This is a genomic window from Corynebacterium sp. ZY180755, assembly GCF_054331495.1.
Map to the genome: position 1 here is coordinate 2,412,489 of NZ_CM135811.1, position 23,929 is coordinate 2,436,417.

Consider the following 23,929-nt stretch of genomic DNA (forward strand, 5'->3'; position numbering starts at 1 on the left):
CGCCGCACATTCCACGAGGGAATGCGCGGCGGTAAAGCAAGAGCCGATTTAGCGGATGGTCACCTGTCGGGACTTGATGTTCTCCAACTGACGACGCTCATCAGCGCTCAACTGCTCATCGTTTCCAAGCTCAGCCACGATCAGCTTGTCCAGGGCCTCAAGGTCTGCAGCGTAGTCGGTGTAATCGCGCTTCGGATCCAGGTCCCAAACAGGAACAACCAGACCGTGAGTGCGGAAAACACCGGCAAACTTGGTTTCCTGGCCCAGCTTCAGCTCACCACGGGCAGCGATGCGAGCAAGTGCGCGAAGAACGCTCTCCTCATTTTCATCACGAACCCAACGAATATGAGCTTTCTCGCCTGGGTCAATCCACCACACGGTGCCAGGCACATTTGCCTTGATCTGGTGGCTCGGCAAGACGGAATCGTTTGCCGCCTCAATAGCGCGAGCATACTGAGGGTTGATCTGGGCACCTTCTGGGATCCACCAATTGAAGTTGTCGTACTCTGCAATGTCGAGAGCCTGATCCTCAACCAGCAGGTCCTTCAGCGCAGGCTGGGAGCCATCAGAAATGCCGGTCTCTAGAGCCTCACCGGGCTGAGCATTCTTAGCCCAGTTCAAGGCGTAAGCCAGATCGCGACCGGGATTCTGGGAACGAGTCTGGGTCTGGAGGGCAACATACGCTGCGCCGCCTGCCTGCTCGTCACGAACCAGTGCCGCGGAACCACCTGGCAGCACGGTGCACAGGTAGACATCGCGTTCACAGTCCTTAACCTCAACCTTGGTTACCGCGGAAGGAACAAACTCCTGCATCGCTACCAGGTCAGTTTCAAAAGACAGTCCATCGTATGGGCGTGGTTCGCGTTCTAGAGCAGCACGCTCAGCGGCACGTGCAGCAAGCTTCGCCTGACGGCGGCTCATGCCCTCAGGCAGCTGCTCTTTCTTCTTGTTCTTCTTGGCCATGGGGTGCAGTCTACCTTAGGAAATCGCCATTTAACCACCTCAGTTTAAGAGGCGCAGGTTTGCCCTTCTGAGCCTAGAGTTTCCAAGGCCACGTCAGGAAAGTCTGTCGCAATAATGTCTAAGCCATTGTCGCGGGCGAAGATCATATCCTCAGGCTCATTCACTGTGTACATGTAGCGAACGTTGTGCTTTGACTCCAAGATCGATGTACGCAGCTTAGCAAAGGCCAACGATATGCCCGTTCCGGAAGGCCTCGAGAACATAAAGTCCTTTTTATTAACCTTGCGCTCCCAATCCCTGCGCAAGTAGAACGTCTCCAGCTTCGGTGCATGGCGATGAATACGCATCATGGACTTATGCGAGAAACCAATGACATGGATCCTATCGCTATCCACTAGGCCCTTTTCTCTAAGGAGAGCAATGAGCGCACGCTCCAGTTTCCCGCCGTGGAGGGACGGGTGCTTTGGCTCGATGTAGATATGCTTGTCTTCAGTTTCAAAGACCATATCTAACAGTTCTTCCAGCGTAATTGCGCAGTGGAACGAATCTTCCTCGCACGTTTCATCAGAGATGCAGATCTTTCGGATCTGCTCCAGTTTCATGTGCTCCACTAGCTTGAGTACACCACCCAAGCGCAGGAGGGACTTATCGTGCAGGCACACGAGGTGCCCGTCCTTGGTCAAGCGGATGTCACACTCCACACCATGAATCGGCAATTCCAATGCGCGACGGTATGCCACCTCCGTCATCTCCGGAAACCTGCCATTAAAGCCACGGTGCGCGACAATCTTCACAATTCCTCCAAGAATGTAGTCCCGCTACCGATAGTAGTTATAGGAAGCAGAAGCGGCACCCCGTTTTAAAGCGCCAGCGTTGGTTTTTCGAGGGCGCGAGTTAATCGCGGGGTATCTATGAAGAAGGCCCGCCACACCTCGAAAGAGATGTGGCGGGCCTAGGCGAAGTAAAGCTTACTTCTCTTCGAGCTCGTCGCGCTTATCTTCTTCAGCCTTAGCCTTGAAGATAACCTCAACGCGCTTACCCAAGTCTGGGTCTACATTGGTCCAGTACTCGTAGCAACGAAGCTCGGTCTCTGGGGAAACGCCTTCCATCGCACCAGCAATGTTGTTTGCCAGGCGCTCGCGAGCTGCGTCATCCATGACCTCGCGAACCAAGATACCTGCCTGAATGAAGTCATCATCATCCTTGTGCTGAACGTATGCAGCACGTACCAGGTCAGTGCCGTGTGGGTCAGGGTTAACAAACAGGTCATTTGCCTGGCCTAGAGTCTGGCCGGACAGGGAGGTCTCGCCGCCGTCATCCAGGTAGCCAGCGCCCTTGGCGTGGCGGTTTGGTGTGTGAACAGGGTCAGCCTCGTCGTTGAAGAGGTACTGCATTGGACCCTCATGCTCGTAGGTGTTGACCTTGTTGATCGGCTGGTTCACAGGGATCTGCTTGTAGTTTGGTCCGATGCGGTAGCGCTGCTGATCAGCGTAGGCGAACGCACGAGCCATGAGCATGCGGTCTGGGGACAGGCCAACACCTGGGACGATGTTGCCTGGATCCAGTGCCAGCTGCTCGATCTGAGCGAAGAAGTTGCGTGGGTTCTTGTTCAGAACAAAGTAACCAACTGGGATCAGTGGGTAGTCCTTCTGAGACCAGGTCTTGGTGAGATCGAATGGGTTCCAGCGGTAGTTTTCCACGTCCTCTGGTGGCATGATCTGAACCTTGACGTCCCAGATTGGGAAGTCGCCGCGGTCGATTGCTTCGCGCAAGTCCTCACGGTGGTAGTCAGCGTTCTTGCCGGCCATCTCCTCTGCCTCAGCGTCGGTGAAGCACTCCCAGCCCTGGCGAGTCTTGAAGTGGTACTTGATCCACACTGCGTCGCCTTCTTCGTTGACCCACTGGAAGGTGTGGGAGCCGAAGCCGTCCTGGTGACGGGAAGTCTTAGGAGTACCGCGGTCGCCCATCAGGTAGGTGACTTGGTGTGCGGACTCAGGAGTACGAGTCCAGAAGTCCCACTGCATGTCAGGGTTGCGCAGACCGGTGAAGTCACGCTTCTGGGAGTGGATGAAATCTGGGAACTTGATGCCATCGCGGATGAAGAACGTTGGGGTGTTGTTACCAACGATGTCGTAGTTGCCGTCCTCAGTGTAGAAGCGCAGTGCGAAGCCGTGGACGTCACGCCAGGTATCTGGGGAGCCCTGCTCGCCAGCTACGGTAGAGAAGCGTGCCACCATTGGGGTAACGGTGCCCTTCTGGAACAGCTTTGCCTTGGTGTACTTGGAAACATCTTCGGTGATGTGGAGCTCACCAAACGCACCGTGGCCCTTTGCGTGTGGGGTGCGCTCTGGGACGCGCTCGCGGTTAAAGTGAGCGAGCTTCTCAATCAGGTGGAGGTCATTGAGAACGGATGGGCCCTGAGGGCCTGCAGTAATGGAGATGTTCTCGGACGCTACTGGCTGGCCGGATGGGCGGGTGGTTTGTGCGCCGCCTGGCTCACGTACGCCGCGATTAACGACCTTGTCTGCTTCGGAGGTCATAGACTCTCTCTTTCTTAGGTGATGCGAATATAGGGTAACCTAATTATTCGCGGTGGAATTCATAAGTTGATCTACTCTCGCCAGTCTACGGACGGGTAGGTAACCTTTCAAGGAATACGACCACCTTCTAAAACTAAAGTTCACCCCGCAAACAGGCCCCCACTTGCCTAAATCAACGCACTGAACGGGCCCTGAGAGACAGGAAAATAAAGCTTTCACCTCGGTGGAAATGATGCGAACCAGCCGGCGGGTGGTCGTTTTTCGCCACGCTAGCTTGTTAACAAAGACCGCTAAAACGCCGGTGTTAAACTTCCCTATATGAGTTTTAGCGCGGGAAATCACAGTGAGGCCCACGACGCCCACGTGACCGAACTTGCGCTCGCTGCGGGTCGCGGGGATAAAGCAGCCCTCACAGAATTCATTAAACTCACGCAGACCGATGTCTGGCGTCTACTCGCGCATCTCGGTGGCGTCGAGATCGCAGATGACCTCACCCAGGAAACCTACCTTCGCGTCATCGGCGCACTGCCCCGCTTCGCTGCGCGCTCATCAGCCCGCACATGGCTACTCTCCTTAGCTCGGCGCGTCTGGGTAGATAACATCCGCTACGACATGGCACGGCCCAAAAAGTCCCATGCTGAGGTGGAGAACGTGGACACCCCCACAGAATCCGCCTGGTCTGAGTGGGTAGACATGCGAATCCTTATCGACGCGCTCCCGGCCGATCGTCGCGAGGCACTCGTGCTCACCCAGGTTTTAGGCTTCTCCTACGAGGAGGCTGCAAAAATCGCCGACGTCCGCGTGGGCACTATCCGCTCGCGCGTTGCACGCGCTCGCGCTGACATCATTGAATCTGCGGGCAGTGGCAAAGAAGACGGCAAAGACCCAAAACAGCAGGAATCTAAGAATTGATGACCACGTGTCTACGACTACACGTCGCAGACACGTCGGACCAGCACTGAGGAAGTGCGAATTACTACACGCCCGCTGGCGGAGGCCTATTCACGCTGTGGCCACCTCGGCTTCACAAGTACTACCCATGTAGCTATCAGCCAGAGTTCACCCCATGGTGCCGGTTCATCTTCACACTGTCTTTCAGTAACAATTGGGCTCAACGCTATCTAGGGCACTTCGTTAGAACGCATCGTGGATGGCTCGCCTTAAGGAAGCTGTGGACTGCACACATCATTTCAATTGCGCCCAAAGCGTTTTGACCGCCCAGCACCGCATGAATCTATGCGAAATACCGGCACTCGCCATGACATAGATCACGATAACCAAATTGTTACTTTGACCAATAACTACATCAGTTAATGCGCCTCAAGCTGCGGAAACTGCCCTAGAAAAGCATGGGGGACGGGGCTGAAATCGCATAGTTAATTCGGAATTGGTCGCGTGCGCTGATTATTCTAGTTGTGATTTTCACGCGACAAATCGAAAGTCGACCCAAGGCCCCCACGCGGGAACTCACGCGCGCAGCGTCTGTTCAGTGAACCCACGACTAGGCGGGGGCCTTGGCGCGTGCAGAGATGGAGAACACCACCCATGTTCAAACGCGCTCTCGCCATTTCCATGGCGTTTACCGGCGTAATCGTCGGCGCGGGCTTCGCCTCCGGCCAGGAGGCAATGCAGTACTTCGTATCCTTTGGCACGATGGGATTCTGGGGTGTAGCGCTGGCCGCTACCCTCATGACCATCAGTGGCATCGCTATTTTGCAGCTGGGATCTTACTTCCAGGCTGAGGAACATACCGCGGTGTACGACAAGGTATCGGGACCAATCACCTCCAAGATTATGGACTGGTCCACTTTGGTCACACTCTTTTCCATTGGCTTCGTCATGTTTGCCGGTGGCGGCTCCAACCTGAACCAGCAGTTCGGCCTGCCTATTTGGATTGGTGCGCTCATCATGCTGGTGCTGGTGCTGGCAACCGGCCTGCTTGACGTCGATAAGGTGACAAAGGTGATCGGAACGATCACCCCATTCATCATCCTGTTCATCGTCGCTGCAACGGTTTTCACCATCGTCACCGCTGACATCGATTTCGCTGCGATGAATGATTACACCAGCAACAACGTGCAATCTACCCTGCCTAACTGGTGGGTTTCCGCGCTGAACTACACCGGCCTCAACGTTCTGTGCGCCGTATCTATGTCCATTGTTATTGGTGGCAACTTCTTGGATGGACGCTCTGTTGGCCTCGGTGGCGTGTTCGCCGGCGTCATCTACCTCGTTCTGCTGACGTTGCTGGCGTTGTCACTCTTCCTCGTTGCACCTGAGGTCAACGGCGTGGACCTGCCGGTTCTGGAAATGATCAACCAAATCCACCCAGCACTTACCTACCCTATGACCATCGCCATCTTCGGCATGGTCTTCAACACCGCGGTAGGCATGTTCTACGCAATGGCAAAGCGCCTGACTCGTAACAAGCCAGAGAAGTTCTACCTGGCTTACGTGGTCTCCTGCCTCCTGGGCTTCGTCCTTTCCTTCATCGGCTTCAAGGAGCTCGTGGCTGGCGTTTACCCTATCCTGGGCTACCTCGGCCTGCTGGTCATCGTGGTTATGTCCATCTCTTGGCTTAAGAATCGCACGAAGCTCAACGAGGAATCTGCCCGCCGCATGCGCGCTCGTAAGCTGATGTCTCGGAAGCTCGACCCTCGCAAGCGCTTCACCATGAAGAACAAGAAGGAACTGACCAAGCTGGCAACTGCCTCCAACATGGACAACCCAGACTTCGTGGAAGCCATTAAGGAGGAGATCTACGAAGAGCTCGAAAACGATGATGAACTGGTGGACTTCGACCGCGAAGACCCAGCCCCATCCGTCACCTACGTCAAGCACACCGAGCCAATGACACAGGAAGAGCACGAGCAGCGCAAGAACGCTGCTACGAAGAAGACGGAAAAGCAGGACTAGCCCCTGCCCTCTCTGTAGGTTCCATTAACACCGCTGATTCCCCACATCGCAACCGAATGGGGTTCAGCGGTGTTTCGCGTCTGTAGGGGTGGAGGGATAGAAGGAACCAACTGAGGAGCAGGGTCCCCTCCCCGCTCCCCTAGCCCATGGCTTCTGCATGCCCGTAGCAACACCTTCCGGCAGACTTCGAGTTGCAACCATCCTCTGAACCCTAGCGGAAGCGAAGACAAAGAAGCCCCACCCCGCGGCCGCCCCGGAACTCTAAAGCCAGGTGCACTCGTGGGGTGGGGTTATAAGGAACGCAACGTTACTTTAAGTAAGCAGCTCCGCGATCTGAATTGCGTTAAGCGCAGCTCCCTTGCGCAGGTTGTCGCCGGAGACAACGAGGACTAGCCCCTTGTTGTCGTCAACAGTCTGATCTTGGCGGATGCGGCCTACAAGAGATTCGTCTTTACCTGCAGCAGCCAGCGGGGTTGGTACGTCCACTACCTTCACACCAGGTGCAGCTTCTAGGAGCTGGCTTGCTTGAGCTGGCGTGATTGGGGAATCGAATTCGGCGTGCACGACCATGGTGTGGCCGGTGAAGACTGGGATGCGCACGCATGTGCCCGCTACCTTGAGCTCTGGGATGCCTAGGATCTTGCGGGACTCGTTGCGCAGCTTCTGCTCTTCGTCAGTTTCTTCTGAGCCGTCTTCTACCAGGTTACCCGCGAATGGCAGTGCGTTGAAGGCGATTGGCGCTACGTATGGGCCAAACTCTTCGGTGTCGAGCGCGGAGCCGTCGTGGACGAGCTCTACGGCGCGGTCGCCGATCTCGGATGTCTGCTTGATCAGGGTCTCAACGCCGGCGAGGCCGGAGCCGGATACTGCTTGGTAGGAAGCAACGTGCATCTTGGTGAGGCCCGCTGCGTCGTGAAGCACCTTCATGACTGGCATGATTGCCATGGTGGTGCAGTTTGGGTTGGCGATGATGCCCTTTGGCAGGTTCTGTGCGGCCTCGCCGTTGACCTCGGAAACGATCAGGGGGCAATCGTCGTCTTTGCGCCATGCTGAGGAGTTGTCTACTACCTTTGCGCCAGCAGCCGCGAACAGTGGTGCGTACTCCTTAGAAGCAGCACCGCCTGCGGAGAATAGAGCGATATCGATACCAGCGAGGGACTGCTCGGTCTGAGCTGCTACGTCCTCGACCTCAATTTCCTCACCGCGGAAGGTGAGGGTGGTTCCTGCGGAGCGCGAAGATGAGAAAAAACGAACCTTGTCAGTGGGGAAGTCGCGCTCTTCCAATAGGGTGCGCATGACGCGGCCCACTTGGCCGGTTGCGCCTACAACAGCAACGGTGGTCATGATGAATTCCTTTTACTTTCCGGCGGGATGTTGTGGGCAGTACGATTAACGTCCGGTACCTGCGTAAACTACAGCTTCCGTTTCGCCACCAAGATCGAATGCCTCGTGGATTGCGCGCGCAGCTTCGTCCAGGTCGGATTCGCGGATGAGGACCGAGATGCGAATCTCGGAGGTGGAAATCAGCTCGATGTTGATGCCCTTGTCGCGCAGTGCCTCACAAAATACAGCAGTCACACCAGGGTGGGACTTCATGCCTGCACCAACGAGGGAGACCTTGCCGATCTGATCGTCGTAGAGCACGTTTTCCCAGTTGCCCTGATTCTTCAAAGGCTTTAGCAGCTCCATGGCCCGTGGGCCGTCTGCACGTGGGCAGGTGAAGGTGATGTCAGTGCGGTTGTCCTCGAGGGAGGAAATGTTCTGGATCACCATGTCAATGTTGATCTCGGCGTCAGCAATGACGCGGAATACGTCCGCTGCGGCACCTGGGCTGTCTGGGATTCCCAGAACGGTGATCTTTGCTTCGGACTTGTCGGTAGCTACACCGGTAAGTACTGCTTCTTCCACAGGAATATCCTCCATAGAACCGGCAACGAGGGTGCCTTGGTCATGACTGTACGATGAACGGACGCGCAGCGGCACGCCGAATGCGCGGGCGTACTCGACGCTGCGCAGAACAAGAATTTTGGAGCCAACAGCTGCCAACTCCAGCATCTCTTCAAAGGAGAGCTTCTCCAGCTTTTGTGCATTCGGCACAATGCGTGGGTCCGCTGTGTAGACTCCGTCCACATCGGAGTAGATCTCACACACGTCAGCGTTCAACGCTGCAGCGAGTGCAACTGCGGTGGTATCTGAGCCACCGCGACCGAGGGTGGTGACGTCCTTAGATTCGCGGTTTACACCTTGGAAACCAGCGACGATGCAAATCTTGCCTTCATCCAGCGCGTCGCGGACGCGCTGTGGGGTGACTTCAAGAATACGGGCGTTGCCGTGGCGTTCTGTCGTGATAACGCCTGCCTGGGAACCAGTGAAGGACTGAGCCTCAGCACCGAAGGACTCGATCGCCATTGCCACCAGTGCGTTAGAGATACGCTCACCAGCGGTTAGGAGCATGTCCATCTCTCGCGCTGGCGGAACTGGGTTCACCTGGGCTGCGAGGTCCAGCAGCTCGTCTGTGGTATCACCCATTGCTGAGCAAACGACTACAACATCATTGCCAGCCTTCTTAGTGGCGACGATCCGTTCAGCTACGCGGCGGATTCGTTCCGCGCTTTCCAGCGAGGAACCTCCATATTTCTGCACTACAAGTGCCACGGGCGTCACCCTTTCGAATATGGCACTTACCCTTTGTGACCTGCCACGAAGATCGCAAGCGCCGTTGCTGCTAGTTTTCCGCCACTTAGCTTAGCAACCGCCCCATGCCTTATAAACCTAAAATGCAATAATATGCAGAATCTCACAGGTTAAGATAGGCGAATCCATATTATGAGACGTGCTGCCTACTGCCAACGCACCCACGACCGAACCCACACGGCACCACACCCCAGCCACAGCCGTACTCCGGCTACGTTTCACAGCGACATTTCCCCTCCGGGAAATGTCCCTGCATCTCACCACGGCCATCAAACGATAGACTAAGAAGCAATGCAGTCTGACTTCCTTGCCGTGATCTTTGCACTGGCTTCAGCACTCACCATCGCCTGGGGCACGGTGGTCCGCCACCGCATCGCAGCCAAGAGCGACCCCACAGGCAGCGTCAAAGACTCCCCCATTGCTGTTGCTGTGCGCAATCCCACGTGGTGGATTGGCACTTCTACCGCACTGATCGGCTACGCACTGCAAATCGTGGCACTCGGATTCGGAACACTCTTGGTGGTCCAGCCAATCCTCGTACTCTCCCTCATGTTCACGCTGCCACTGTCCGCATGGTACGACAAACGACGCATGGCCAAAGACGAGCTTTTCTGGGCAATTCTGCTCACCGTCGCCGTGGGAGTTCTCGTGGTCATGGGACAGCCGTCCGCGGGAACACCTCAACCGCCTCTCAATAAATGGCTGCCCGCCCTAGGCGTAGGCACCGTTGCGCTGGTGGCCATCTGGTTCATCGCACGCATGCATTTCTTTATGCAACACACCAACAAGCGAGCACTCCTGCTGGGAATTCTCACGGGCGGCCTCTATGGATACGTAGCCATCCTTTCCAAGGCATTTGCGGACGTGATCACGCATGAGGGCTTTCTTTCCCTACTCACCGCTTGGCAGGGCTACTCCCTACTTGCGGGCGCCATCATTGGCACCGTTATCCAGCAGTACGCCTTCCAGGCAGGAGCCCTCAAGAACTCCCTCCCTGCCATGACCGTTGTAGAACCCATCGTCGCCTTCTGCTTAGGCTACGTCGTATTGGGTGAAAAGTTTCAGGTCCACGGCTGGAACTGGTCCTTCATGGCACTGGCCCTCATAGTCATGGTGATCTCAACCTTCGCACTGTCCTCCCGCCGCGTCGGCTAACGCGCACATACGCATCCCTTTTCAGCGAGATCCACGAAACATCAGTGACTGCGGATCACAGAGCCCCATAGAAACGCGCTAGTGAGCATCTGCATGACGAACAGACGCCTCAATAAGTCCTCACCTAGCTCGTTTCTGGAATGAGCCAATGAAGTTCAGCTGCACCACCTAAATATCGCAGAGATCCGATGCCCGCCCACAACAAGGCGTTCTTTGCCGCACCTGAGCCGCAAAGAAAACCACCAAAGCAAACACAAACGGGCATATTCGGGCAAAAGAGTGTATAAATATGCAGTGGAACGGAAGTTTTTACGTTAAGAACTGCCGATTTTTCCAAGTTCAAGCAAGCCACAAGCGAGCAACCAAAGACAAGGTGAAACCATGAAGCAAATTGTCGGCAACAAAGTAGTCCTCATCGGCGCAGGCGACGTAGGAGTCGCATATGCCTACGCGCTCGTCAACCAGGGCACTGTGGATCACCTCGCCATCATCGATATTGATGAGAAAAAGCTTGAGGGAAACGTGATGGACCTGAACCACGGCACAGTCTGGGCGGCCTCCAACACCCGCGTTTCCAAAGGCACGTACCAGGACTGCGCGGATGCGGCGATGGTGGTCATTTGCGCCGGTGCCGCCCAAAAGCCCGGCGAGACCCGCCTGCAGCTTGTGGATAAGAACATGAAGATTATGAAGTCCATCACCAATGACATCATGGCCTCCGGTTTCGACGGCATCATTCTTGTTGCCTCGAATCCTGTTGATGTTCTCACCTACGCGGTATGGAAGTTCTCAGGCCTACCAAAGAATCAGGTTTTGGGTTCTGGCACGATCTTGGACTCCGCTCGTTTCCGCTACATGCTTTCCCAGCGCTACGAAGTAGCGCCAACCTCCATCCACGCCTACATCATCGGAGAGCACGGCGACACCGAACTGCCTGTACTTTCGTCGGCAACGATCGCAGGCGTATCCATGCGCAAAAAACTAGAGCAAACTCCTGGCCTCAACGAAGAGCTGGAAGAAATCTTTGAACAAACCCGCGACGCCGCCTACAAGATCATTGACGCGAAAGGATCCACCTCTTACGGCATTGGCATGGGGCTAGCCCGCATCACGCGCGCAATCATGCATAACCAAGATGTTGCGCTCCCTGTTTCTGCCCTCCTTGAAGGCCAGTACGGCCACGAAGACATCTATATCGGCACACCAGCCATCATCAACCGCACCGGTGTTGGGCGCGTAGTCGAACTAGAACTCACCGACCACGAACAAGAACGCTTCAATCACTCTGCAGAAACTTTGAAGAAAGTACAGGCTGAGTTCTTTAAGTAACGCAACGTTCCTTAAAAGACTGCACCTTCCTGCACATGCGTGATCCGCACACGCTCCCCACTAGTTTGCGCCTACTTCTTCAGGGCAACTCGAGCAAGTCACGGAGTGAGTATTGAGCATTCCGAAGGGCGAGCATGCGCCCTAGACGATGACTCCGTTAACGGGAAAGAGATCTCGCGACAGGTAGAACGCAGAAAAAGGTCCACCGCATTGAAGCGGTGGACCTTTCTAAATCTTTGAGGGGCTTAGTTATTAAGCCTTAGCTGCTGCGTAGCGCTCTGCTACGTCGTCCCAGTTGAAGACGTTCCAAACAGCCTCAACGTAGTCAGCCTTAACGTTCTTGTACTGCAGGTAGAAAGCGTGCTCCCACATATCCAGCATCAGCAGTGGGGTGAAGTTAACGGAGATGTTGCCCTGCTGATCGGTCAGCTGCTCGATAACGAGGCGCTCACCGATGTGGTCGTAGCCAAGAACAGCCCAACCGGAGCCCTGCAGGCCGAGAGCTGCAGCGGAGAAGTGCTTCTTGAAGTTCTCGAAGGAGCCGAACTCAGCGGAGATTGCCTCTGCCAGCTCACCGGTTGGCTCGCCGCCACCGTTAGGGGACAGGTTCTTCCAGAAAATGGAGTGGTTGGTGTGGCCACCCAGGTTGAATGCCAGATCCTTGGACAGAGCGGTAACAACGCTTGCGATCTCACCGTTCTCGCGAGCCGCAGCGAGCTTCTCCAGAGCAGCGTTTGCGCCGTTGACGTAGTTAGCGTGGTGCTTGGAGTGGTGCAGCTCCATAATCTCAGCCGCAATGTGTGGCTCTAGAGCGTCGTAAGCGTAATCAAGTTCTGGAAGTTCGTACTTAGCCATTGGGGATAAGTCCTTTCGGTTGTTTATTCTTTGTCTGCGCGTATTGCCAACAGTGTGACAAGCGCTACGCACACCATGATAGGCAAGTTTGCGAGTTTCGCAACGATAATGTTTCAGAAGTAGGGCTTCTACTGCGTAAACCCACCAATTACAAAACATTCATTAGCTGCTCTCGTGAGTTTTCAGCGTCGAAAAGCTAGCTCGTTTGAAGCCCTCAGCGATCATTAGCGACGCGTCCTTGCCGGTAAGGGTACGGTGGGTGACCACACCTAGTTTGAGGAGGACATTATGGGTTGGATTTTTGGCCGTACACCTGAGTTAGTTTCTGCTGAGGATGCTCTTAAGGGTGGCAAGCACCCAGTACTAGACTCTCCGCAGCCACATGCGGTGCTAGGAACGCCAATTACCGGGCCGTGGGAAGATGGCCAGGCCGTGTTGTGGGTTGGAATCGGTTGTTTCTGGGGTGCGGAAAAGATGTTCTGGGAGACTGAAGGCGTGAAATCGACGTCGGTGGGCTTTGCTGGCGGCATCACACCTAACCCAACGTATCGCGAGGTGTGCTCGGGTCGCACTAACCATGCAGAGATCGTGGAAGTCGTTTACGATCCTGCTGAGGTGAGCTTCGATGACTTGGTGATTAAGGCTCTCGAGGCACACGACCCTACGCAGGGATTCCGCCAGGGTAACGATGTAGGCACCCAGTACCGCTCCGCTATCTACACCTCTACAGAGGATGAGGCCAAGCGTGCCCGCGAGATCGTGGCGGCCTACGAGCCACAGCTGCGCGCGGCTGGTTACTCCGGAATCACTACTGAAGTAGCAGTCCTTGCTGATACTCCGGCGGGAGAATACTACTTAGCGGAGGACGAGCACCAGCAGTACTTGTTTAAGAATCCAAGCGGCTACTGCCCGCACCACTCCACCGGCGTTGCCTGCCAGATGCCGAGCTAGAAGATAGCTGCTTATCAATCCTGCGCACCCTGTCAACCTTCTTCGGACACTGGGACGTACAACCACAAAATAACGCCACCTCCCCGGCGCGACGAACTCTCGCGAACGCTGGGGCGGTGGCGTATAAAGTGTTTCAGTTTGCCCCGCTCAACATCAGCACTACCGTGCAGTCGGGGAAACGATGGTGGCGTAGATGCCGACTATTTCCTCAGAGTAGTAACTCTTGTCTTTATTCCACGCAGGGAAGTTCACAATCTAAGTTTGGGTACGATGCTTGGGCTCCGTAACCGGTAGCCGCAAAGGCACCAACCCGAGCGGCAAAGTGTGCAGCATCGACCAGGGTAGCGCCGTCAGCAAGCTTCGCGACGAACGCACCGGCGAACGCATCACCGGCACCAGTAGTGTCAACGGCCGTAATCTTTGGCGTCGGGATGGCGGTCACGGCGTCAGCTTCAGCGACAACCGCGCCCTTTGATCCCAAAGTCAAAACCACGGAGTTGAAACCAGCACCCAAGAGCTGCTCAACGAGCATCTCTGGGGCAGCATCCTTGTCATGGATGATGCCCAATTGGTCGAGAATGAGACCGGCTTCGTGTTCGTTAGCCATGAGTGGGTCGGCGGTCAGTAGCGCTTCACGGTTGACATCAATAACTGGCGCCAAATTGGTAACCACGCGGGTACCGTGAGCTTTGGCAAGTTCCACAGCCTTAGCAAAGCCGTCGGCAGGAATCTCACCTTGCAGGAGAACGATATCGCTGCCTGCGATGGTTTCTTCATACTTGGCTACATATGACTCATCCACGCATGAGTTCGCACCTGGAATAACGATAATGGTGTTCTCGCCATCAGCGGACACAGTGATAATAGCCAGACCGGTCACGGCGTCAACTTCCTCAACACCGGCCATGTTCACGCCGCTGCTTTGCAGCATCGCGGTGGCAGGCTCAGCGTAAGGGTCCTTACCCACAGCGCCAATCATGTTCACGTTCGCACCTAGCAGTGCCGCCGCTACTGCTTGGTTAGCGCCCTTGCCACCCGCGGTGATGCCTCCGCCGGAGCCGATGAGCGTCTCCCCGGGGATTGGATGGCGCTGAACATGGCTGGTCAGATCAGCATTGATGGAGCCGACTACCGTGATGGCTGGCTTGTTACTCACTTAAATTCACCCACGTTTTCCTTGGTTACGGTTACAACTTCAACAGCTACCTCAGACTCAGCTGACTCACCGCTAAGAAGCTTCGCTGCTTCCTCAACTGCCTTAGCCCCGAGCTCTCTTGGCTGTTGAGCAATGGTAGCAACCAGATGGCCGTGTTCCATATCTGCGCTCGCACGCTCGGTTACACCAAAATCTACGGCTACAACGTCCTTCTTGGCCTTATCGCCCCACGCCTGAAAGACATCAAGAACCATCCCCTTGTGCTCAGCAAAAATTGTCTGAGCGTGAGAGACAGCCGGTAGGAGGATAGTCGAAAAGTTCAGCCCTTCGGAGCGAACAGAGTCCGAGGGTTGTATCCACCAGACTGGCAAACCTTGAACTTGGCCTGGGTACACGCCCACGGAAACGTCTTTGATCACGTTTACCGGACCAAAAGACGTGCTTATATTTCGCAGTTTGAGGATTGGATCCCCCGAATGCAGCGCGTCTTTAGTGTTCATGGTGGTTTTCGCTTTTTAGTAGTTAAAACTGTGTGGACTGTCGGACAACAAGGTTCGTGCCGGTTTTCAGGGACTGCGGCTTAGGCAGTTGTTCTTTCTTACGGATTGCCTCAATGAGGGAGTAAAGAATATCCATAGCTTGGACAGACATATCGGCCACGTTCTGATCAATGATGGTGATCGGCTTAGGCTGCAGCTCGAACAGTGGATAATTGTCAAAGCCCACCACCGCGACCTCCTTGCCTATCTCGACGTTTTCGTCACGGCACTGCTCAAGAACGCCAATAGTCATCATGGAATCACCGGCAATAAGCGCCTTCACGCCCTTGCTCAGCAACTCTTTGGTTCCGGCGCGGCCTTCCTCTACTAGGTAGTCCTTGCAGTGGTAGATGTGCTCCGCTGTTAAGCCGGCGTCCTTGCAGGCCTGCTTGAATGCTTCCTTGCGCTCACGCCCAGTGGATGTAGTGTCAGGCCCCGCCAAGTATCCAATAGGAAGGTGCCTCTGTTCTTTGAGGTGTTCGACGGCTTGAGTGATGCCGACCGACGCATCAGAGGTAATGGAGGTAACACCCTCCGTGGCAATTGCACGGTCGAGCATGACAATGGGTACGCCTGTGTCCCTGGCACGCTCAATCAGATCATCAATACCCTCGCTTGGCACGACAATCAGGCCATCAACTCGCTGGGAGATCATCATCTCCATGGAGGCGCGTAGCTCGTCGAGCTTTTCGTTGGTGTTGGCGATGAGAGTGGTCATTCCAAGCTGCGCCGCACGGCCTTGGATGACAGTGCCCATCTCCGCAAAGTACGGGTTGATCAGGCTCGGAACAATGAGACCAATGATATTGGTCCGCGATTGGCGTAGCGCACGCGCCTGTTCATTCGGCTGATAATTAAGCTGCTTGGCGCACTCCTTGACCTTTTCACGGGTGGCTTCAGAAATGGCTGGGTTATTGGAAAGAGCCCGCGAGGCGGTGGACGTTGAAACTTTGGCTAGGCGTGCCACGTCTTTCAAAGTTGCCTGTAAAGACCTAGCCATGTTGGGACTCCCTTGCTTAAAAACAGTTCAAATGCAAACGTTTGCGCCTTTCTTTTATCCCGAATTTATCTACACCAAAAACAGCTGTCAAGTAACTCACATCACAAATGACCAGCTGTTGTGAGTCAAGGCTCGAATAACGATTACTGGCTACTTGGTTTTTCTCAAGCAAAGAGCACTGAGCTGGGAATATATCCCCACAATCTAAAAATCAACCTGCCGCACCTTATGTAAAACATGTGAATGAAAAAACCATGACATCTGATCTCCTCACCCCCAGATGTGCACCACCCCAAGAAGATCGGACGTTATGAACCTACAGAGCCTTACCCCATTTTGATGGGGTAAGGCTCTGTAGAGAGACAGCACTAAATAGCCCACTCGAAAATCACCAGCATGTGGGCCGAGAACCACGCACCCACTAACAGCCACACGCCAGCGCACAGGACTAGCGCGCTGCGCGGTAGGTGGCGCGTGAGCGCCACTACGGCCGGCAGGAGGACCACCAGACACGGCAAGAGCAAGCGGGGACGAGAATGCATGATGCCGTCGGAAAGCAATACATTCGCAGCCACCCCGGCAGCGAAAATCCACACCGCCCACGGGAGCTTTCGAAAACTCAAGACAACGGCGACGATAACTGCCAACATGACCGCAATGGTGATCATGTAACCAGCGTTTCCGGAACCCTGCAGCTGCCCCAGAACCCACTCCACGGTGGCCTGACCAAAGTCAAAAGTGGAGTTCCACCCCTTGGTCTGCATTCCAAAATAACCACCGATATCGCTGGTAAAGCTGGATGCGTACATGATGTAACCAACCAGCGGGATAACACTCACTGCCCACGCAGCCCACGCTTTCACGTTGCGGACAGAGTACAGAGCAATCACTATGCCCAACGTCAGCCATAGATCAACCGCCGTGAGCCGGACAAAACCCGCGAGGAAAACCAGCATGGCGGCCAACAACCAGCGACTGGTCACCATGAAGTACAGCGCCCAGAAGCTCAGGGCCATAAAAAGGGACTCCGAGTAGGGCATCATGAACGTGATGGACATTGGTGCCCCCAGCACCACCACCGCAGCTAGGGTCCGCGCCCGCAAGCCAGCCCCTACCAGGCCAGCCAATGCCATGAAACCAGTGGCCATGAAGTAACTAGCCAACACAGCCACGGCCACACCAGAGTAGAAGTAGTCCACACCAGTAATCTCGTGCACGGCCCGCATCAAGGCAGGAAGGCCAGGGAAAAAAGCTAGCCTAATCTCATAGCTACCTGGGTCCGCAGGCGCCTGACCATCTGGGGAAAAGTACCCAAATTCAGCGATTGCACGGTAAATATCAGCATCCCACTTAGCAAGGTTCTCCCGCGCGCTTTCTGAACCACCGGCCATCCAAGAAAGAACAAAGAAGCGCACAACCGCAGTGATCGCTACCAGGATGAGCGCAATGAGCCAGTCGGCCAGTCCAAGACGCTTGGGGTGCCAGTTGGGCAAGGTAAGGAAACGTGCCCGCCAGATCGCCGCATTGGGTTCTAGCTGCTGAAGCTGCTTCGTCTGCACATTCACGGCTGCGTCGTCTCCTTGAGGGTTTCCTTGGGTTTGGCACTGCCACAAGAATATAAGGAGGGCTTTGCCTAGCCCTAACCATGGCGCCACCTTCGTAAGCTTCACCGTAGTCCCGCCACTTCTTTACAATCCGGCAGCATCCGCGCGGACCCCGTTAGCCACATGCCCGCGCCACAACAGCCCCTTCATCCCACGCAGTGAGACTAAACCGAGAATTTATCCCATTTTTACACCCCTATATGGAGGGCGTTAGCTTGCTTGACGTGGGAAAAGGGCAAATGGTGGTGCGTTAAGTCAAACCAGGGTGTACGATGTGACCCATGCAACGTGGCTTTCACGTTCGCCCGGCTAACGCATCAAGCGCAGCCTCTGGCGGACTACTCCTTCTGTGCCGCGGCGGGTCTTAAAGACTTGTTACAGACCGTTTCTTACGGCTGGCACCCCGTCGCGGAGTTTTGTGTTGCTGGCCGTAAACGCAAACGCTCTATATACAAGTAAAAGGACATTCCTCCCATGACCCCATCTGATGCATTCATTACCGCCCCTGCAGATATCGTTACCCCTGCAGGCGGGCGCTCAGCTAACCAAGCTGCATGGAATAAGCAGCAGAATTCTTCGATGCCCGTTGGACGCTACCTGCCATTTGAAAAGGAAGTAGAAAAGATCGATCTTCCTGATCGCACATGGCCTTCCAAGACCATCACCCAGGCACCACAGTGGTGTGCGGTAGATCTGCGCGACGGCAACCAAGCTCTGATTGACCCAATGAGCCCAGAGCGCAAGCGCCGCATGTTCCAGCTGCTGGTCAAGATGGGTTATAAGGAAATTGAGGTAGGCTTCCCGTCCGCTTCTCAGACTGACTTTGATTTCGTCCGCGAGATCATTGAGCAGGACATGATCCCTGATGATGTCACCATTCAGGTCCTAGTACAGGCGCGCGAGCACCTGATCCGCCGCACCTTCGAGGCATGTGCGGGCGCAAAGAATGTGATTGTCCACTTCTACAACTCCACCTCTATCCTGCAGCGCAAGGTCGTGTTCCGTAAGGATAAGGACGCCATTAAGAAGCTGGCTACCGACGCGGCAGAACTGATCAAGACCATTGCCGCTGATTACCCAGACACCAACTGGCGCTGGGAGTACTCCCCTGAGTCCTACACCGGCACCGAGCTGGAGTACGCCAAGGAGGTCTGCGACGCAGTCGTTGAGGTCATGGACCCAACCCCTGATAACCCAATCATCCTGAACCTGCCTTCCACGGTTGAGATGATTACCCCTAATGTCTACGCTGACTCGATCGAGTGGATGCATCGCAACCTGAACCGTCGTGATTCCATCATCCTGTCCCTGCACCCACACAATGACCGCGGCACCGGCGTCGCCGCCGCTGAGCTGGGCTACCTAGCTGGCGCGGACCGAATCGAGGGCTGCCTGTTCGGCAACGGCGAGCGCACCGGTAACGTCTGCCTGGTCACCTTGGGCCTGAACATGATGACTCAGGGCGTTGACCCGCAGATCGATTTCTCAGATATCGCCCAGATTCGTCGCACAGTTGAGTACTGCAACCAACTGCGCGTCCCAGAGCGCCACCCATACGGCGGCGATTTGGTCTTCACCGCTTTCTCGGGTTCCCACCAGGATGCCGTTAACAAGGGATTGGACGCACTTGCATCCCGCATCCGCGAGGGCGCAGACCACACCCAAGTTGCATGGGAAGAGCTGCGGGAGGAGATCTGGGAGGTTCCTTACCTGCCAATCGACCCGAAGGATGTGGGACGCAACTACGAGGCAGTGATCCGCGTGAACTCCCAGTCCGGCAAGGGCGGCGTTGCCTACATCATGCGCACTGATCACGGCATGGCCCTGCCACGCCCAATGCAGGTCGAGTTCTCCGGCGTTGTACAGCAAGTCACTGACTCCGAAGGTGGCGAGGTCAACTCCAAGAACATGTGGGATATCTTTGCCAAGGAGTACCTGGATTCAGATTCTCCTCTGGAGCAAATCTCCATCCGCGTGGATGGTGCAACCAGCGAGAACGAAATCGTTGGACTCACTGCACAGGTTGAGTACAACGGTGAAACCAAGACCATTGAAGGCCGCGGAAACGGACCAGTGGCTGCGTACGCTAATGCTCTCGAGCAGCTGGGCATTGACGTTGAAGTCCAGGAGTACAGCCAGCATGCACGTACCGCAGGCGATGACGCTGAGGCGGCTGCCTACGTCTACGCTGATGTAAACGGCTCTAAGGTCTGGGGCGTTGGCATTGCAAGCTCCATTACCTACGCCTCCCTGAAGGCCATCACCTCCGCAGTCAACCGCGGACTGAAGGCATAGAGCTTGCGGATAATATAGCCGCTTTCACGCTCACCACGTTTCACCCCCTTGCCACCTACCCTCCGGCAAGGGGGTTTCCCGTATCACATAGGTCGCGCAACCCAGGTAGCCTTGGCACAACGCCACTCAGCTACACTTCGCACCCCACTAAGCACCGCCACTACACACTCCTACTGAGCACTTGAATGTGCGGCGGTGGGATGTGCGCCATTGGCACACATAAGATTTGTGGGCTTTCGCCTTACAACAACCCCGCGCGCCTCACCGGGCTGGTTAGCCGCACTAGGTACACCTAGCTACGCGAACCACAGCAGTTAATAAATTCCACTGCTCACATATTCTGCTGAAACCGGCTTGCCGTAAGACCGGCCTGTGGGGCAGGCCCTTATCCCTCACCCAGCCTCTACTGTAAGGCTAAGTTTTTAGGAAAACTCACCGGAAATCACCGTCCCTTAGGGCCACCCACCCCAGCCACGGCTTAAGTTTTTAAAGGAAGAAAAGATTTCTTATTTTGATTCCTCGCACCTTAGGGCAATTATTTTCATCGCGCGCAAGCATTTTTCTCCTTGTCGCCAGGAGCTCAGAACAGTCTGCAATCGGAGCCCGTCGCTTCTTCCGGGCTTCCGCCAAGACCGCCGCCGTTTCTTACATTAAGAGATCGGATCCCGCATCCAAACAGAAAAACGGGGGTACATTTTATTACTTTCCCAACCCCGATAGGCGACCAAGAAATGGTGTATGGCACATCACATCAAACTTTTTACGTAGTACTACCTGCCCAAATCAGATGATTACCACCAAACACTAAGGCCGATGAGGCAAAACCTTTAAATACTGACTTGCGCTCCCCACAGAAGTGGGACAAACTGTTGTTGTTCGCACGCAGCGACGGACAATTTAATAATGATTGGATACCTTCAGTTTTCTCCCCTCACGGAGATCAGAGACTTCCCGGTTCTAGGATCGGGAGGAGGCTACTCGGTTCCACGGTTGATCGCGATTATCCGCTGATCCCTGACTGAGTAGATGAGCTGGACGGAAGTGAGGCGCCGTTTAGCTCAACCCCATGCCCCTGAGGTTTCACTAAAGAGTGAAACCTCAGGGGTCTTTCACGCTCAAATGCTAGCGAGTATGTTGGAATGCATCATGGGAAACAGAGAAATCGAGCAAGAAGACACCCAAGAACACGACGGCATCCGTCGCGGTGAATCAGGCTACATTCGTGCTTCCTTAGCGATGCTAGCGGCCGGTCTCGCCACATTCTCTACCTTGTACTCGACGCAGGCCATTCTGCCAGCGCTATCAGATTCCTTCGGCGAAGACCCCACCACGTCCGCGCTCACCATCTCAGCGGTCACCGGCCTGTTAGCCTTCTGTGTGGTCCCCGCATCCGTGCTTTCGGAAAAGCTTGGCCGCGGGCGCATGCTTGCCGGATCCGCACTAGCAGCTAGCCTGCTTGCTCTCGCCTTGCCTTTCGCCCCTAATATTTGGGTGCTCATCCTACTCCGCGCCCTGCAGGGCATCGCCTTGGCCGGCGTGCCCGCAGTTGCCATGACCTGGATCAATGAGGAAATTGACCGGCGCGACATCACACACGCCATGGGGCTCTACATCGCCGGTAACGCTCTCGGTGGCATCCTCGGTCGCCTAGTGCCGGCTTTGGGCCTTGACTTCATAGGTGACTGGCGCTGGGCGCTGGGCATCAACTCCGTAGTCGGAGTAGCGCTCGTGGTGTTTTTGATCGTCGCGTTGCCCAAGCAGCGTCGCTTTTCTCCGCACCCTATTAACTTCCGTCGAGAAACACGCGCCATGGTCGAGCACTGGCGCAACCCCACCATGGCCAAGCTTTTTATCGTGGCCTTTGTGAACATGGGCGTGTTCGTTTCTTTCTACAACTACATTGGCTTCCGCATGACGGAGACCTTTGGTCTTTCTCCTGCCCTCACAGGCGTTCTGTTCCTGCTCTACCTTTCGGGTACGTGGTCCGCGGCCCGCGCAGGTGCGTGGAGTACTAGGTGGGGTGGTCAGCGTGTGCTCGTCATCTCGGCGGCACTGACAGTTGTGGGCATAGCACTGTGCTGGAGCCCGTGGCTGTGGCTCATGGTTCTGGGCACCCTAGCTTTTACCGCCGCTTTCTTCCTCACCCATTCTCTTGCTTCCAGCTGGGTCGGTTCAGCGGCCGGCGAAAACCGCTCCGAGGCCTCCAGCATGTACCTTTTGTGCTACTACGTGGGATCTTCCGTCATGGGCTGGCTATCCGGTTACGTGTTCAGCCATTTAGGCTGGGCATGGCTCATCACGTGGTTGGTGGTGTGGTCCCTAGGACTGCTCATACTGACGCTGATTCTTTCCGACCGCTTCAAGGCCCGCCTGCTAGGCGTAACCCGCGGCTAAAGGACAGGCGCGTCCAGCGCCCCGCGGCTGAGCCAATCACGCACAGCGGCCGTGGCTCGGCAGTCATCACCGTTGTAGCTCAACAGTGTGGAGCGGGCTGCTTCAGGATCCGCCCCATCAACCTTCCCGGTGGCCACGCGGTAAAGGTTCACGGATTCCTCACCGTCCACATCGTCAGCTACCCAATGGAATCCCGCTTGCGGCGCCACCACCTTCAGGCCCAATCCGGAAGGCCCCACCAGTTGTGTCCGCACGTAAGCAAACACGTCAATCCAGTGGTCGGATTGAATGAACCGGGTGATCTCTTCCTCAGACGGCAACCCAGGAATTCCCAGCGAGGCAAACCTGCGCGCACTAAAGCGCAACCAGTGATTTTCGCCGTGGGAGGAGTAACAAAACACACCCAGACTCTTGCCCTCCGCAGCTGCACGCTCGCGCCGCGCACTCAGCCAACGCCAGAAAGCCGCAAAGTTTTCTGCTTCACCTTGGCCGCCTACGCCGTCCCACGTAACAAAGGGACGGTACTCCGCGCCGTCGAAAGTGCCCCACAGGTACGCGCCTTGGTCTAGGTAGGCCTCGACGTCAATGTCAATCTCCACGTCAAAACGGGGCGCTGAAACGTTCTCTTTCCGACGCAGCACCGGCACCTGCTCGCGCCACGCGCGAGCAAGCCGTGACGGTTCGCCTAGGTCGGCGTCGATAAGCCCCTGAACAGTGTTGATCCCCATCTCACGGTAGGGCCGAGCCTTGTCCCCAGCCAGGAACAGGGAGAGCTCATCAGTAGCCACAAGCTCGCGTTCACACATAGGCCAGAAACGACAGCTCGCGCAATCCTTGATGCGACGGGGCTCCACCTGCGGCGCAGCATCTAACGCCTGCTGGAGACCTTGTTGCAACAAATCCGTATCCAGCAGAAATACCAACGTGCGATCCTGGCCGATCAACCCTGCACGATGTGAACCTACGCCCATCTCCTCCAGCGCCCGCGCAGCAAGAGCCACCGTAAAACTGTCCAGCGCATGCGACTTCACCTTGTAATTCGCCCGGTAAGAAGTACCCAAGCCCAAACGAGGAGTGGAAATAACTTTCATCGACTTATTCGCCGCCGGACGCGCCACACGGTGATTACTCACCAGCACCGGCAGATACGAACCATCCGCCCTACGCACTAATGCGTCCAACTCAATCGAGTACAAGCGGCCAGCATGCTCATACTCCAAAACCGCGGCCGTAATGATGTTTGCCCCCGCAGCCAGGGCCTCAAGGGTAGCGAGATAGCGCTCATCATCATCCACAGGAATATCGATGCGCAAGAAAGACTTAGGATCACCCAAACTAGGCTTCGAGGGGAACAAATCAAAGACAACCCGGCGCGCTGCAGCCAATCGCTCACGACGATTCACGGAACTATGCGTAGACGGCACAGACTCATATCGCCTGCGCTGCACCGCCTTATATCTGCAACCGGTTAAATCCGCCGGCGCAAAATGTTCCATCTCATACACAATAAAAACAAGCCTAGGCTACAAATACAGGTA

At 55.7% G+C, this 23,929-nt stretch carries 18 protein-coding genes; 7 read left to right on the forward strand and 11 right to left on the reverse strand.

Annotated features, from left to right (window positions below):
- Positions 1 to 48: 48 nt before the first annotated feature.
- The 3 genes from ACXM2N_RS10985 to ACXM2N_RS10995 form a co-directional block, all read right to left on the reverse strand.
- Positions 49 to 963, reverse strand: coding sequence for a DUF5926 family protein (locus tag ACXM2N_RS10985; protein ID WP_458488662.1), 915 nt, complete (start codon positions 961 to 963; stop codon positions 49 to 51).
- Between the two features lie 44 nt (positions 964 to 1,007).
- The gene (locus ACXM2N_RS10990) at positions 1,008 to 1,757 is read right to left on the reverse strand and encodes a glycerophosphodiester phosphodiesterase family protein (protein WP_458488664.1); all 750 of its coding nucleotides are present in this window, start codon (positions 1,755 to 1,757) and stop codon (positions 1,008 to 1,010) included.
- 174 nt (positions 1,758 to 1,931) lie between these two features.
- The gene (locus ACXM2N_RS10995; RefSeq protein WP_458488666.1) at positions 1,932 to 3,503 is read right to left on the reverse strand and encodes a catalase; all 1,572 of its coding nucleotides are present in this window, start codon (positions 3,501 to 3,503) and stop codon (positions 1,932 to 1,934) included.
- A gap of 318 nt (positions 3,504 to 3,821) precedes the next feature.
- Between ACXM2N_RS10995 and ACXM2N_RS11000 the strand changes: the two genes are divergently transcribed.
- A complete protein-coding gene (locus tag ACXM2N_RS11000) occupies positions 3,822 to 4,415 on the forward strand; it encodes an RNA polymerase sigma factor (protein ID WP_458488668.1) in 594 nt (197 codons plus the stop codon).
- Between the two features lie 633 nt (positions 4,416 to 5,048).
- Entirely contained in the window at positions 5,049 to 6,419 is a 1,371-nt protein-coding gene (locus ACXM2N_RS11005; RefSeq protein ID WP_458488670.1) for a YkvI family membrane protein, read from the forward strand.
- Between the two features lie 312 nt (positions 6,420 to 6,731).
- Here ACXM2N_RS11005 and ACXM2N_RS11010 read toward each other — a convergent pair whose 3' ends face one another.
- On the reverse strand, positions 6,732 to 7,763 hold the full coding sequence (locus tag ACXM2N_RS11010; RefSeq protein ID WP_458488672.1) for an aspartate-semialdehyde dehydrogenase: 1,032 nt from the start codon (positions 7,761 to 7,763) through the stop codon (positions 6,732 to 6,734).
- Positions 7,764 to 7,808: 45 nt separating this feature from the next.
- Positions 7,809 to 9,074, reverse strand: a complete 1,266-nt coding sequence (locus ACXM2N_RS11015; RefSeq protein WP_458488674.1) for an aspartate kinase — start codon at positions 9,072 to 9,074, stop codon at positions 7,809 to 7,811.
- 330 nt (positions 9,075 to 9,404) lie between these two features.
- Between ACXM2N_RS11015 and ACXM2N_RS11020 the strand changes: the two genes are divergently transcribed.
- Both ACXM2N_RS11020 and ACXM2N_RS11025 read left to right on the forward strand, forming a co-directional pair.
- Entirely contained in the window at positions 9,405 to 10,268 is an 864-nt protein-coding gene (locus ACXM2N_RS11020; RefSeq protein ID WP_458488676.1) for a DMT family transporter, read from the forward strand.
- A gap of 381 nt (positions 10,269 to 10,649) precedes the next feature.
- Positions 10,650 to 11,597 (forward strand): L-lactate dehydrogenase, encoded by a 948-nt coding sequence (locus ACXM2N_RS11025; RefSeq protein ID WP_458488678.1) that lies wholly within the window; start codon positions 10,650 to 10,652, stop codon positions 11,595 to 11,597.
- Positions 11,598 to 11,849: 252 nt separating this feature from the next.
- Here ACXM2N_RS11025 and ACXM2N_RS11030 read toward each other — a convergent pair whose 3' ends face one another.
- A complete protein-coding gene (locus ACXM2N_RS11030; RefSeq protein ID WP_458488680.1) occupies positions 11,850 to 12,452 on the reverse strand; it encodes a superoxide dismutase in 603 nt (200 codons plus the stop codon).
- A gap of 288 nt (positions 12,453 to 12,740) precedes the next feature.
- On the opposite strand from ACXM2N_RS11030, the gene msrA reads away from it, so the two are divergent.
- On the forward strand, positions 12,741 to 13,403 hold the full coding sequence (gene msrA / locus ACXM2N_RS11035; protein ID WP_458488682.1) for a peptide-methionine (S)-S-oxide reductase MsrA: 663 nt from the start codon (positions 12,741 to 12,743) through the stop codon (positions 13,401 to 13,403).
- A 229-nt stretch (positions 13,404 to 13,632) separates the two neighbouring features.
- Here the strand turns inward: msrA and ACXM2N_RS11040 are convergent, their stop codons facing one another.
- From ACXM2N_RS11040 to ACXM2N_RS11055, 4 genes are all read right to left on the reverse strand, one after another.
- Entirely contained in the window at positions 13,633 to 14,559 is a 927-nt protein-coding gene (locus tag ACXM2N_RS11040) for a ribokinase (protein ID WP_458488684.1), read from the reverse strand.
- On the reverse strand, positions 14,556 to 15,059 hold the full coding sequence (locus ACXM2N_RS11045) for a hypothetical protein (protein WP_458488686.1): 504 nt from the start codon (positions 15,057 to 15,059) through the stop codon (positions 14,556 to 14,558). The genes ACXM2N_RS11040 and ACXM2N_RS11045 overlap by 4 nt, the downstream gene beginning before the upstream one ends.
- Positions 15,060 to 15,081: 22 nt before the next feature.
- The gene (locus ACXM2N_RS11050; RefSeq protein WP_458488688.1) at positions 15,082 to 16,098 is read right to left on the reverse strand and encodes a LacI family DNA-binding transcriptional regulator; all 1,017 of its coding nucleotides are present in this window, start codon (positions 16,096 to 16,098) and stop codon (positions 15,082 to 15,084) included.
- A 368-nt stretch (positions 16,099 to 16,466) separates the two neighbouring features.
- Positions 16,467 to 17,663, reverse strand: a complete 1,197-nt coding sequence (locus ACXM2N_RS11055; protein WP_458488690.1) for a hypothetical protein — start codon at positions 17,661 to 17,663, stop codon at positions 16,467 to 16,469.
- 513 nt (positions 17,664 to 18,176) lie between these two features.
- Between ACXM2N_RS11055 and leuA the strand changes: the two genes are divergently transcribed.
- Positions 18,177 to 19,997 (forward strand): 2-isopropylmalate synthase, encoded by a 1,821-nt coding sequence (gene leuA / locus ACXM2N_RS11060; protein ID WP_458488692.1) that lies wholly within the window; start codon positions 18,177 to 18,179, stop codon positions 19,995 to 19,997.
- 1,146 nt (positions 19,998 to 21,143) lie between these two features.
- A complete protein-coding gene (locus ACXM2N_RS11065; protein ID WP_458488694.1) occupies positions 21,144 to 22,391 on the forward strand; it encodes an MFS transporter in 1,248 nt (415 codons plus the stop codon).
- Here ACXM2N_RS11065 and ACXM2N_RS11070 read toward each other — a convergent pair.
- Complete coding sequence (locus tag ACXM2N_RS11070) at positions 22,388 to 23,887, reverse strand: TM0106 family RecB-like putative nuclease (RefSeq protein ID WP_458488696.1); 1,500 nt, start codon at positions 23,885 to 23,887, stop codon at positions 22,388 to 22,390. The genes ACXM2N_RS11065 and ACXM2N_RS11070 overlap by 4 nt on opposite strands.
- Positions 23,888 to 23,929 lie beyond the last annotated feature (42 nt).

Bases quoted from the DNA above. Each gene is read 5' to 3' on its own strand.
- ACXM2N_RS10985 (WP_458488662.1), bottom strand. From the start codon at position 963: ATGGCCAAGAAGAACAAGAAGAAAGAGCAGCTGCCTGAGGGCATGAGC.
- ACXM2N_RS11065 (WP_458488694.1), top strand. From the start codon at position 21,144: ATGGGAAACAGAGAAATCGAGCAAGAAGACACCCAAGAACACGACGGC.
- ACXM2N_RS11025 (WP_458488678.1), top strand. From the start codon at position 10,650: ATGAAGCAAATTGTCGGCAACAAAGTAGTCCTCATCGGCGCAGGCGAC.
- ACXM2N_RS11000 (WP_458488668.1), top strand. From the start codon at position 3,822: ATGAGTTTTAGCGCGGGAAATCACAGTGAGGCCCACGACGCCCACGTG.
- ACXM2N_RS11030 (WP_458488680.1), bottom strand. From the start codon at position 12,452: ATGGCTAAGTACGAACTTCCAGAACTTGATTACGCTTACGACGCTCTA.
- leuA (WP_458488692.1), top strand. From the start codon at position 18,177: ATGACCCCATCTGATGCATTCATTACCGCCCCTGCAGATATCGTTACC.
- ACXM2N_RS11010 (WP_458488672.1), bottom strand. From the start codon at position 7,763: ATGACCACCGTTGCTGTTGTAGGCGCAACCGGCCAAGTGGGCCGCGTC.
- ACXM2N_RS11050 (WP_458488688.1), bottom strand. From the start codon at position 16,098: ATGGCTAGGTCTTTACAGGCAACTTTGAAAGACGTGGCACGCCTAGCC.
- msrA (WP_458488682.1), top strand. From the start codon at position 12,741: ATGGGTTGGATTTTTGGCCGTACACCTGAGTTAGTTTCTGCTGAGGAT.
- ACXM2N_RS11020 (WP_458488676.1), top strand. From the start codon at position 9,405: ATGCAGTCTGACTTCCTTGCCGTGATCTTTGCACTGGCTTCAGCACTC.
- ACXM2N_RS11070 (WP_458488696.1), bottom strand. From the start codon at position 23,887: ATGGAACATTTTGCGCCGGCGGATTTAACCGGTTGCAGATATAAGGCG.
- ACXM2N_RS10995 (WP_458488666.1), bottom strand. From the start codon at position 3,503: ATGACCTCCGAAGCAGACAAGGTCGTTAATCGCGGCGTACGTGAGCCA.
- ACXM2N_RS11045 (WP_458488686.1), bottom strand. From the start codon at position 15,059: ATGAACACTAAAGACGCGCTGCATTCGGGGGATCCAATCCTCAAACTG.
- ACXM2N_RS11005 (WP_458488670.1), top strand. From the start codon at position 5,049: ATGTTCAAACGCGCTCTCGCCATTTCCATGGCGTTTACCGGCGTAATC.